This is a genomic window from Prevotella sp. CAG:255 (genome assembly GCF_000431195.1).
Taxonomy (GTDB): domain Bacteria; phylum Bacteroidota; class Bacteroidia; order Bacteroidales; family Bacteroidaceae; genus Prevotella; species Prevotella rara.
On sequence record NZ_HF986798.1, the window covers coordinates 41,236 to 53,254 of the forward strand.

Consider the following 12,019-nt stretch of genomic DNA (forward strand, 5'->3'; position numbering starts at 1 on the left):
GATGAGACAGATCAGACAAATACTATGCTTGTTCATGCTAGTATTCATAATCGCACCTATAAGTGCGTCAGAGCATACAGATGATAAAAAAGGGCTTGATTTGCAAGGCGTTTTGTTTGGGCATATTAAGGATGCGTATGAATGGCATATCACTGATATTAATGGTCATCCTATTGTAATAAATCTTCCTGTTATAGTGAAGAGTTCTACTGGATGGCATGTGTTTAGCAGTGCCGAATTTTCTGAAGAGAAGGATGCTGCTGGAAATCGTCCTGGACCGTATGGTCTATATATTTCCGGTAGTCAAGATAATGAGAATAAAATATGTGAAGTGATATCTGGTAAAGAAGTTCGTCCATTTGATATTTCTATAACCAAAACGGTTGTGGTTTTATTTATCAATTCCATACTTCTCCTAATTTGTATCTTAATTCCTGCAAGATGGTGTAAAAAACATCGTCCTGAAGATCCTGCGCCTAAAGGTTTTACAGGCTTGATGACAATGTTTATTATGTATATCTATGATGATATTATTAAGGCAACTTTGGGTAAAAATACAGATAGATTTGCACCATATTTATTAACGTGCTTTTTCTTTATCTTCTTGTCAAATCTTATGGGGGTTGTGCCATTCCCGCCCGGAGGTGGAAATCTAACAGGTAATATCACTATAACATTTTTCTTGGCTTTGTGTACGTTCCTTATAACAAACTTTACAGGAACGAAAGCTTATTGGAAAGAGATTTTTTGGCCGGATGTGCCTACATGGTTAAAGGTGCCTGTTCCACTTATGCCTTTCATAGAGTTCTTTAGTATTTTTACTAAACCTTTGGCTCTTATGATTCGACTATTTGCTAATATGATGGCAGGGCATGCAATAGCATTGTCATTGACGTGCCTGATTTTTATAATGTTTGGAATTAATGCAGTGGCAGGTGCATCAATGACTGTTGTGAGTGTTCTTATGAGTGTTTTCATGATGTTGCTGGAATTACTCGTATGTTTCATTCAGGCGTTAGTTTTCACTATGTTAAGCGCTGTGTTTATATCATTGTCTCAGGTTAAAGAGCATGCAGCAGAATAAATATGTTTTTTGATTAAAATAAAAATAAATAACTTTAAAAAATTACGATTATGATTTCATTATTATTAGCAGCAGATGCTGTAGCAAAGTTAGGTGCCGCAATTGGTGGTAGTATAGCTGTAATTGGTGCAGGTATTGGTATTGGAAAAATTGGTGGTCAAGCAATGGATGCAATGGCAAGACAGCCGGAAAAAATAGGCGATTTGCGTTCTTCTATGATTATTGCAGCCGCTCTTGTTGAGGGTGTTGCTTTCTTTGCTGTTATTATTGCATTGTTGGCACTTTTCGTGTAAATTTTAGATTAAAGAAATAGAAATCTTAACAGCTTATGTCATTAATAACACCTGATTTTGGCTTGTTATTTTGGATGACGATTGTGTTTCTGATTGTACTTGGCATTGTAAGCAAGTTTGGCTTTAAAGTTATTGTCAAGATGGTCAATGATCGTAAAGATTATATAGACAGCAGTCTTCAGAAGGCACATGAGGCAAACAAAAAATTAGCTAATATCAAAGTTGAAAGCGATGCTCTTTTACAGGAAGCACGCGAGCGTCAGGCTGCAATATTAAAAGAGGCTGCCGCAACGCGCGATGCTATCGTTGAAAAGGCACAGGACAAAGCTCATGAGGAAAGTAACCGATTGCTTACAGAAGCGAAGGTTGAAATTGAGAATCAAAGACAGGCTGCCGTTAGCGATATCCGTAAACAAGTTGCAACGCTGAGTGTTGAAATTGCTGAGAAAGTATTGAGAGAAAAGCTTGGTGATGAAAAAACACAGATGGATTTGATTGAACGTATGCTGGATGAAATTTCTTTGTCTAATAAAAAATAGTTAATATGGATTTCGGATTAATATCGGTTAGATATGCCCGTGCCTTGTTAAAGGCAAGCTTAGAGGCAAAATTGGAGGATAAGGTATATGCAGAAATGCAGACTTTATCTGCCAGTTATATAAAAGTTCCTGATTTTAGGTTTACGATAGATAATCCCATGTTTTCAAAGAAGCGTAAAAAAGATTTATTTATTATTGCTTTAGGCGGAGATCCTTGTAAACTTACACAAGTCTTTATTGATTTGGTTTTGAAGGAAGAGCGCGAAAACATGATGCAGTTCATTGCAAATTCATATATTACATTATATAGGAAAAACAAGAATTTAATCCGTGCTAAACTTTTGACTGCTACAGCCGTATCTCCTTCTACGGAGCAACGGCTTAGGCAGTTGGTTGAAAGTAAGACAAATGGGAATGTTGAATTTGAGACAGAGATTAAACCTGAAATTCTTGGTGGTTTCATAATAGAATATGATACTTATAGAATGGATGTTAGTGTAAAGTCTCAATTAAATTCTATTTTGTCACAGCTTAAGTAATAAAATTAATTGTAATATGTCTGATAAAATTAAACCAAGCGAAGTATCTCAAGTTCTTTTGGAACAACTGAAAGGGATTAATGATAGCGCAAAGTTTGATGAAGTAGGTTCTGTCCTTCAGGTAAGCGATGGCGTAGCACGTATCTATGGTCTTCGAAATGCTGAAGCTAATGAACTTCTTGAATTTGAAAATGGGACTATGGCTATTGTCATGAACCTTGAAGAGGACAACGTTGGTTGTGTGCTACTTGGCTCTACTTCCGAGATAAAGGAAGGAATGTTGGTAAAGCGTACAAAACGTATTGCCAGCATCAGGGTGAATGATAATATGCTGGGAAGAGTCATAAATCCATTGGGGCAGGCTATAGATGGTAAAGGTGACATTGATTTGACGAATTCGTTTGAAATGCCATTGGATAGAAAAGCTCCAGGTGTTATCTATCGTCAGCCTGTAAAAGAACCTTTACAAACTGGTTTGAAAGCCGTGGATTCTATGATTCCAATAGGTAGAGGTCAGCGTGAGCTTATTATTGGAGACCGACAAACAGGTAAAACAGCAATTGCTGTAGATACTATTATAAATCAAAAGAGTTTTTACGATGCTGGTAAACCTGTTTATTGTATATATGTAGCTATTGGTCAGAAAGCCTCAACTGTTGCGGCATTAGTATCTACATTGAAGGAACATGGAGCAATGCCATACACGATTGTTGTTGCAGCTACAGCAGCAGATCCTGCTGCTATGCAATATTATGCACCTTTTGCAGGAGCTGCAATAGGTGAATATTTTAGAGATCGCGGTTATTCGGCTTTGGTCGTATATGATGATTTGTCTAAGCAAGCTGTTGCATATCGTGAGGTTTCACTTATTTTGCGTCGTCCTTCTGGTCGTGAAGCTTATCCTGGAGATGTGTTCTATTTGCATAGTCGTTTGTTGGAGCGTGCAGCACGAATAAATGACCAGCAAGAGGTTGCAGAGAATATGAATGATTTGCCAGAGTGTATGAAAGGGCATGTTAAAGGTGGTGGTTCGCTTACTGCTTTGCCTATAATTGAAACTCAGGCAGGAGACGTATCTGCGTATATTCCAACTAACGTTATCTCTATTACTGATGGACAGATTTATCTTGAGACCGACTTGTTCAATCAGGGATTTAGGCCTGCAATTAATGTTGGTATTTCTGTAAGTCGTGTAGGAGGTTCTGCGCAGATAAAAAGTATGAAGAAGGTTGCGGGAACATTGAAAATAGATCAAGCACAGTATAGAGAGTTGGAATCTTTTTCAAAGTTTTCAAGTGATATGGATGCTGTAACGGCTATGACACTTGATAGAGGTCGTAAGAATAATCAACTTTTGATACAGCCACAATATAGTCCAATGCCTGTTGGTGAGCAAGTTGCAATACTCTATTGTGGAACACATGGTCTAATGCATGATGTACCTGTTGAAAAGGTGCGTGAATGCCAAGATGCCTTTTTGGATAAGATGCGTTCTTCACATGAAGATGTTGTTGATGCTTTATCTAAAGGAAAAATTGATGATCAAATAACCCAAACTATTGAGGCTGTAATGGCTGATATTGCAGGGCATTATAAAAAATAGTTGATTTATGCCGTCACTAAAAGAAATAAAAAATCGTATATCATCTGTAAATAGCACTCGTAAAATAACGAGTGCTATGAAGATGGTTGCGTCGTCAAAACTGCATCATGCACAGATCATGATAGGGAACATGCTTCCTTATGAATCTATGCTAGAGCATATACTAAAAGCATTTTTGGCTTCAGAAGTTGATGCTACAACTGTATATAATACTGTGAGACCTGTAAAAAAAGTTGCTTTTGTTGTATATTCATCTAATAGCAGTTTATGTGGTGGTTTTAATGCAAATGTTATTAAGGCCATGCAGCAGGCGATTGATAAATACCAGCGTCTGGTAGGTATGGATAATATTGTTGTTTATCCTATTGGACGAAAGGTTGCTGAAAAAGTGACGAAACTCGGCTTGAACTGTGGTGGAGATTTCTCTGAAATTGCTGATAAGCCTGATTTGCATCGATGTATAGAACTTGCGGATTTACTTTCGCAGAAATTCATCGATGGTGAGTTTGATCGCATAGAGATGATTTATCATCATTTCAAAAGTGCTGGTTCACAGATCTTGACTCAAAAAACTTTCTTACCAATTAATATCAAAGAGGAATTGGATTTTGATGATGAGCGAGATTTGACATCTAATATTGCAACCTTGGAAGCTCAAGAGTATATACGTAAGAAAGGTAAGGTTTCTTCAAATGCCAAAGAGGCAGTAAAGCCTCTTAATGACAATTTTATTGTTGAACCTGATATGGAATCAGTGTTGTGCTCACTTATTCCTAAACTATCACATTTAATGATATATACAGCATTGCTTGATAGTAATGCTAGTGAGCATGCAGCTCGTATGGTTGCTATGCAGACAGCAACAGATAATGCTGATGAACTTCTGAGAGATTTGAATCTCCAATATAATAAGAGTCGTCAGCAGGCTATTACAAATGAGTTGCTTGACATTGTGGGTGGTACTGTTAATTCCTAGTGTATTACTCTTACTCATATAAAGAGACTGCACAATTTGTGCATGTCTCTTTTTTATATTTAGGCATTGTCTAAATTTTTGCGTAATCTAAATTAATCTGATTTCTATCAGATTGCTTATTTTTGTTTTCGTTTAGTTAAAATATTTATCCTTTTGGAAGGTTCTTGTGCTTCTGGATATAATTCTAATGCCTTATTATAATTAGCTATTGCAGCTTCATACATTTTTTCATTTTCACATTCTTTACCTAGTATCGTATACTCTGCTGCAAGTCTTTTTAAGAAAGCCTCTTGCTTATTTAATTTTTCTTCGAGGCATTTTATTTCATCTTTTAGTGTATTTATCTTATTTAATTTTTTACGGATAAGTCTCTTGGCACTAGGCTTTTCTATATCGTATCTGCTGTGTATAGCTTTAAAAAAGCATTTTAAGAAGTTTTCATAGTCTCCGTTGTCAAATGCTTTTGCTGCTTCGTAATATTCTTTATCTGCGGCAGATTCGCTTAATGCTTTTTTTATAAGTGTTGAATTGTTGTAATTTTGAGCAAATTGCAATATTTCTTTTCGTACGAAAATATTTTCGTGCCTTATTGGCGATTTGAGTGTAATACCGTTTAATGATGTACATCTTGATAAGGCGACGTATGTTTGGCCTCCGGCAAATACACCCCCTGTCAGGTCAATAATAACCTTGTTAAATGTTAGGCCTTGGCTTTTGTGTACAGTTATTGCCCATGCCAATCTTATTGGAAACTGTATAAAATATCCAATTTCTTCTTCTTCAATTTTTTGTTCCTTGTTATTGAAACGGTACTTCATATTACTCCATCTCTCCCTCGAAACTTCGTATTCGTTACCGTCTTCTGTGATTATATATATTAATCCTTTTTCAACGTCAATAGTTTCAACAATACCTAGAGTACCATTTACCCATCTTTTGTTTATGTCGTTCTTTATAAATATTACTTGTGCACCAGGCTTGATTTCCAATTTTGTGAGCGTTGGTAGACTATTTTCTGGAAATTCTCCACCAATTTTCCCATTAAATATTGTTGATGATCCTTTAAGTTCTTTTAGCTTATTTTCATTTATATAATCTACAGTATCTCTACGTGTTGATAACGTTATTACGAGCTTTTCACTTTTGAACTCGTGGTTTTCTTCTTTATAACGGCTGTTTAATATTTTTAAATCATAGTCATTTACGTCACCAAGTCTTATCTTATCGAGTATGTTGATAAACTGGCTGTCTTTTTGTCTGTAAATTTTATTTAATTCAATACATATTAGTTTTATCTCTTTAAATATCTTTGCGTCAAAGAAGAAACTGGTAGGGTAGAATGGCTGAAGGAGTTTCCGTTCATCCTCCTTGACAACTGGTTCTAACTGAAAAATATCTCCTACAAGTAATAATTGTTTTCCGCCGAAAGGCTCGCGCATATTCCTTGAATATACCCGTAATACCTTATCTATAAAATCGATGATGTCAGCTCTTACCATGCTAATTTCATCAATTATGATGAGCTCAACCTCTCGTAGCAGCTTACATTTTTCACCATTGTATTTTAGTGTATTGCGTAAATGCCTTACTGAATATTGAGTATCATTGGGTAATATTGGGTGAAATGGGAGTTTGAAAAAGCTATGTAGTGTTGCGCCTCCTACATTGATTGCAGATATGCCAGTTGGGGCGAGAACAACAATTTTCTTTTTTATGTTGGACTTGACATATCTTAAAAAAGTTGATTTACCCGTCCCTGCTTTACCTGTAAGGAAAAGCGAGCGACGGGTAAATTTTAATATCTGAAGAGCTTCTTGAAACTCTTTGTTTGATTGATCAATTTGTGAATTCGGTTCCAATGTTGAACTTCTTATAAATCTTCAAATCTAATCTGTTCTTCACGAGGTTTATTTTTCTTTTTTTCTTTTTTATCTTCAGATTGTTGTACGTTACCTTTATCTGTATTGATGGCGGGATTATTTTCTTTTGAGATTTCGTTATCTTCGTTTCCTCTTGGAAGTATATTGCCTTCTTCGTCAATAAGAAGTTCTTCATCCTCTACCATGGTACTGTCAATCTGTGTCGTATCTTTTTTAGCAGGTACATAACTGCTGCAGTTATACATATCTGCAGTGATGTCTTCATCATCTGGCTTATGGAATCGGCCATGATATTTTTTAAATTCAGGATCTTTCATAAGTGCCTGAATGAAATATCCGCAAATAGGTAATGCCGTCCTACTTCCTTGTCCAAGAGCACCTGTGCGGAAATGAATACTTCTGTATTCTCCACCAACCCATGCGCCTGTTACAAGATTCGGGCTTACGCACATAAACCATGCATCTGAATGATTATTTGATGTTCCTGTCTTGCCGCCAAAGTCTGTATCACGTGCAGTGTCAGTATATGCCCATAAACTTTGAGATGTTCCACCTGGTTCACGCATACCGCCCATAAGTAGCTGTTGCATGAAGAATGCGCTTTTATATGGTATAACTTGTTTTTCCTCTGTAGAACTTACATATACCTCTCTTCCGTCTTTGTCTACTATACGTGTCACAAGGACTGGTTCTATATGTTTACCATCATTTGCTATTGTACAATATGCATTGACCATTTCTAACAGATTAACGTCAGAAGCACCTAACGCTAATGAAGGCTCTTCGTCCAAAGGACTTTTTATACCCATGTCATGTGCTGTTTTGGCAATGTTCTTTATTCCCATTTCCTGCCCAAGTCTGACAGCAATCGAGTTGATACTTTTCGCAAATGCGCTTTTTAAGGGAATGGAGTCTCCAGAGAATCTGCCATTGGCATTTGTTGGAGTCCATGAAGTCATTTCATGCTTATTTTTGTCATATACTTGCATTCTTATGTATTCGTCCCTTCTCTTATCACAGGGTGTAAGTCCCTGGTTCATAGCTTCTGTATATACAAATAGTTTGAATGTTGAACCTGGTTGGCGCATAGCTGTAACTTTGTCATATTTCCATGAGTTAAAGTCAATGTCTCCGACCCATGCTCTGACTGCTCCGGTTTGTGGCTCCATTGCAACGAATGAGCAATGCATGAATTTAACCATATACCTAATGGAATCCATTGTGCTCATTTCTTTTTCAATGGTGCCTTTCTCATAATCAAATAATTTGACTTTGTGTGGCTTATTCAAATAGTATTGAATAGAGTCGGGGTTATTGGGAAACTTTTGTAATAATGTTTTGTATACCGGTAATTTCTGAGCTATATTCTCTATAAAGTTTGGTATAATCTGATGGTTCTCATCTCTCCATGGGTCTTGACCGCTCCAATGACTATTGAAGTTTCTTTGTACCTGTTTCATTTGTTTAATTGCGGCTTCTTCAGCATATTTTTGCATGCGGGTATCTATCGTAGTGTAGATTTTCAAGCCGCTACTATACAGGTCATATCCATTTTCCTTACACCAATCCTTAAGATAGTCAGCTATTGCCTCACGAAAATATTTTGCCTGACCATCATAATTGCTTTCAACACTATAGTTTACTTTTATGGGTATTGCACTTAAAGAATCATAATCATCTTTTGTGATATCCTTATGTGTCATTAAATTGTGCAAGACAGTATTTCTGCGTTGCAGACTATTCTCAGGATTCGTAATAGGGTTATAATATGTTGTAGCTTTTAGCATACCAACCAAAACAGCAGCTTGTTCAGCAGTCATTTCAGATGGAGTTGTGTTAAAATATGTCTTACATGCGGTTTTTATGCCATATGCATTTGAACCAAAATCTACGGTATTAGCATACATCGTAAGAATTTCTTTTTTATCGTATAGAATTTCTAACTTTGTTGCAATAATCCATTCTTTGCTTTTCATAATAAGCATGCGTACACCCGGAATATACCCCAACAATCCTGTTGAATACTGTGTCCTGACGCGGAACATGTTTTTTGCGAGCTGTTGAGTAATTGTGGATGCACCACGAGCTTCATGATGTACAATAATATCTTTTGCTACAGCAAATAATCCGGTGAAATCAACACCAAAGTGCTTGTAGAAGCGTTCATCTTCTGTATCAATTAAAGCTTTCCAGAAGAGAGGGTTTACTTCTTCATATTTAACAGGCGTTCTGTTCTCGCTAAAATATTTGCCTATCATAACGCCGTCTGCACTATATATTTCAGATGCCTCGCTTGTTGTAGGATGCATTATCTGTGAAAAGCCAGGAGACTTTCCAAATAACCATAAGAAGTTAATATCAACCATTATAAGATACACAAAAAATGTGATTATGGCAGACAGAATTGCTACACAAGTTTTTGTATACCATTTGCGACCTATATAAAGTCCTTTATACCAAGGCCAAAAACCTTTAATTTTGTTCAGACACGTTTTGATAAATCTACCGATACGTGAATCATTGTTGTTGTTGAACATATAATTTTAGTATTATTTATTCTGCAAATGTACAAAAAAAGTACAGTTTATATGAATGTGTTTATGTAATTTATGATTTCTTCAATATTGTCGGGTGAAAACCAATGTATATTTGGATCACGCCTGAACCATGTAAGCTGTTTACGGCAATACTTATGTGTATTGCTTTTTATCCTAAATATTGCATTGTCAAGTGTACATAATCCGTCTAGATATTCAAATGTTTCTTTGTAACCAACAGTGTTTAATGCATTTAGATCTTTATATTCATAGACGTTTAGAGCTTCTTGAATTAAGCCATCATGAATCATTTGCTCTACACGTAAGTCTATTCTCTCGTATAATCTCTGCCGGTCCATATTAAGACCGATTTTTATAATTCTAAAAGGTCTTTCTTTGGTTGTGTTTTTTCTGAAAGAAGAATATGGCTTGCCTGTAGATAAGCATATTTCTAATGCATGTATTATGCGCTTATGATTATTCTTATCAACAATTGCGTAATAATCAGGATCTAATAATGCCAATTCTTTGCTAATGCCAGAAAGACCTTCTTTATCGAATCTTTCTTGAAGTGTTTTTCTAATGTTGTCATCAACCGATGGTATGTCGTCAATACCTTTGCATACTGCATCAACGTACATCATGCTACCACCAGACATGATTACATTATCTTTATACTTGAACAAGATGTTTAATAATTTTAAAACATCTTGTTCATATTTTGAGGCGTTGTAATATTCATTAATATGAAGATTGCCAACAAAAAAATGTCTAATTGATTTACGCTCATCTTTTGTTGGGGCAGCTGTGCCAACAGGTATTTCTTTAAAAACCTGCCGAGAGTCAGCATTAATAATAACCGTATTTAAGTGTTCGGCAACCTTCAGACATAATGATGTTTTTCCTACCCCTGTAGGTCCAACTATTACAAAAAGTGTCTTCATCACAGAAGGTATTTATCTTATTATACCTCTCTTAGAGTTTTCAACAAAATTAATTATATATTCAATTTCTTTTGTTACAGGCAGCTTTTTCCTTATTTCTTCAATACCCTCTTTTAGGATTCCTTTAGAGTACAGAAGTCTGTAAGCTTCATGTATATTGTTGATTAATTCGTTGCTGAATCCTCTTCTTCTTAATCCCACAATATTTATTCCGCAATATTTCGTCGGTTCTTTTCCGGCAATGATAAAAGGTGGTATGTCTTGGCTGAAACGGCATCCTCCCTGAATCATTACATAACTACCAATATGGCAGAATTGGTGGCATAAAACAACTGCACTAATAATGGCATAGTCGTCAACAACAACTTCTCCTGCAAACTTTGTTGAGTTTCCAATAATACATCCATTACCGATAACACAATCGTGAGCAACATGCATGTTTTCCATCAGCAAATTGTTTGAACCAACTTTTGTTGTCCCTTTAGATGCAGTGCCTCGTGATATAGTTACATTTTCACGTATACTATTGTTATCACCAACTTCACATGTCGTATCTTCACCTTTGAATTTAAGATCTTGTGGCTTTGTACTAATACTTGCACCGGGAAAGATTTCGTTATTATTTCCGATGCGTGCTCCGTAGTTAATCGTTACATTATTTTGTAATACGTTATTGTCGCCAATTACTGTATTTTTATCAATATAACAGAATGGGCCGATAATATTATTGTCACCAATTTTGGCTTCAGGATGTATGTATGCTAACGGACTTATATTATTCATGGCTAATATTTTAAAATAAGGCAGAAGTGAATCTGCCTTATGGGTTATTTATTTTTTACGATTTGAGCTGTGAAAGTGGCTTCTGATACGACTTTATCTCCTACAAATACATATCCCTTCATAGAAGATACACCATGGCGTACAGGAGCAAGAAGGTCAACTTTAAATAAAAGAGTATCTCCCGGTACAACTTTTTGTCTAAACTTCACATCGTCAATCTTCATGAAATATGTTGACCATCTTTCGGGCTCTTCCAAAGTGTTAAGAACAAGCAAACCACCGCACTGTGCCATAGCCTCAATTTGTAAAACGCCAGGCATAACGGGCTCTTGAGGAAAATGTCCCTGGAAGAAAGGTTCATTACTGGTGACATTTTTTACGCCAACGATACTGCTCGGTCCAAGAGCTATCACTTTATCAACGAGTTGCATGGGATAACGATGCGGAAGCAATTCGCGAATGCGGTTTACGTCCATAAGCGGTGCTTCATTGCAATTGTATATTGGAGCCTGTATTTCATGCTTACGGATTTCTTTTCGCATGAGGCGTGCAAACTTATTGTTGATTGTATGTCCTGGACGAGTGGCTATTATGCGGCCTTTAATAGGTTTGCCGATAAGTGCCATATCGCCTATTATGTCTAACAGCTTATGCCTTGTACATTCATTTTCCCATACTAGCGGTTTATGCTGAATGTATCCCAGTTTTGTTGCGTCAAGATGTGGTACATGTAAGAAATCTGCCAATTGATCAAGACGCTCCTGGGTTGTCTGTCTTTCATAAATCACAATAGCATTATCCATGTCGCCACCTTTAATAAGATTAGCTTTTAAGAGCGGTT

The 12,019-nt window shown here is 36.3% G+C and carries 11 protein-coding genes; 6 read left to right on the forward strand and 5 right to left on the reverse strand.

Annotated elements, in window-relative coordinates:
• Position 1 precedes the first annotated feature (1 nt).
• The 6 genes from atpB to QVO66_RS04865 are packed head-to-tail and all read left to right on the forward strand — an operon-like array spanning position 2 to position 5,034.
• Positions 2-1,084, forward strand: a complete 1,083-nt coding sequence (gene atpB, locus QVO66_RS04840; protein WP_021854292.1) for a F0F1 ATP synthase subunit A — start codon at positions 2-4, stop codon at positions 1,082-1,084.
• Positions 1,085-1,134: 50 nt separating this feature from the next.
• Complete coding sequence (gene atpE / locus QVO66_RS04845; protein WP_021854293.1) at positions 1,135-1,377, forward strand: ATP synthase F0 subunit C; 243 nt, start codon at positions 1,135-1,137, stop codon at positions 1,375-1,377.
• Positions 1,378-1,412: 35 nt separating this feature from the next.
• Positions 1,413-1,916: a F0F1 ATP synthase subunit B gene (atpF, locus tag QVO66_RS04850; protein WP_021854294.1), complete on the forward strand. Its 504-nt coding sequence runs from the start codon at positions 1,413-1,415 to the stop codon at positions 1,914-1,916.
• A gap of 5 nt (positions 1,917-1,921) precedes the next feature.
• The gene (locus QVO66_RS04855; RefSeq protein WP_021854295.1) at positions 1,922-2,455 is read left to right on the forward strand and encodes a F0F1 ATP synthase subunit delta; all 534 of its coding nucleotides are present in this window, start codon (positions 1,922-1,924) and stop codon (positions 2,453-2,455) included.
• Between the two features lie 16 nt (positions 2,456-2,471).
• Positions 2,472-4,058, forward strand: coding sequence for a F0F1 ATP synthase subunit alpha (gene atpA / locus QVO66_RS04860; protein ID WP_021854296.1), 1,587 nt, complete (start codon positions 2,472-2,474; stop codon positions 4,056-4,058).
• 7 nt (positions 4,059-4,065) lie between these two features.
• On the forward strand, positions 4,066-5,034 hold the full coding sequence (locus QVO66_RS04865; RefSeq protein ID WP_021854297.1) for a F0F1 ATP synthase subunit gamma: 969 nt from the start codon (positions 4,066-4,068) through the stop codon (positions 5,032-5,034).
• Positions 5,035-5,150: 116 nt separating this feature from the next.
• Here the strand turns inward: QVO66_RS04865 and QVO66_RS04870 are convergent, their stop codons facing one another.
• The 5 genes from QVO66_RS04870 to fabZ all read right to left on the reverse strand — a co-directional run.
• Complete coding sequence (locus QVO66_RS04870; RefSeq protein WP_021854298.1) at positions 5,151-6,893, reverse strand: AAA family ATPase; 1,743 nt, start codon at positions 6,891-6,893, stop codon at positions 5,151-5,153.
• A gap of 11 nt (positions 6,894-6,904) precedes the next feature.
• Positions 6,905-9,451 carry a transglycosylase domain-containing protein gene (locus tag QVO66_RS04875; protein WP_021854299.1) on the reverse strand — a complete coding sequence of 849 codons (2,547 nt, stop codon included), beginning with the start codon at positions 9,449-9,451 and terminating at the stop codon, positions 6,905-6,907.
• A gap of 47 nt (positions 9,452-9,498) precedes the next feature.
• A complete protein-coding gene (gene miaA, locus QVO66_RS04880; protein WP_021854300.1) occupies positions 9,499-10,395 on the reverse strand; it encodes a tRNA (adenosine(37)-N6)-dimethylallyltransferase MiaA in 897 nt (298 codons plus the stop codon).
• A gap of 12 nt (positions 10,396-10,407) precedes the next feature.
• Positions 10,408-11,178, reverse strand: a complete 771-nt coding sequence (lpxA, locus tag QVO66_RS04885; protein ID WP_021854301.1) for an acyl-ACP--UDP-N-acetylglucosamine O-acyltransferase — start codon at positions 11,176-11,178, stop codon at positions 10,408-10,410.
• Positions 11,179-11,222: 44 nt separating this feature from the next.
• A partial coding sequence (gene fabZ, locus QVO66_RS04890; protein ID WP_288172608.1) for a 3-hydroxyacyl-ACP dehydratase FabZ occupies positions 11,223-12,019 on the reverse strand: 797 nt, incomplete at its 5' end.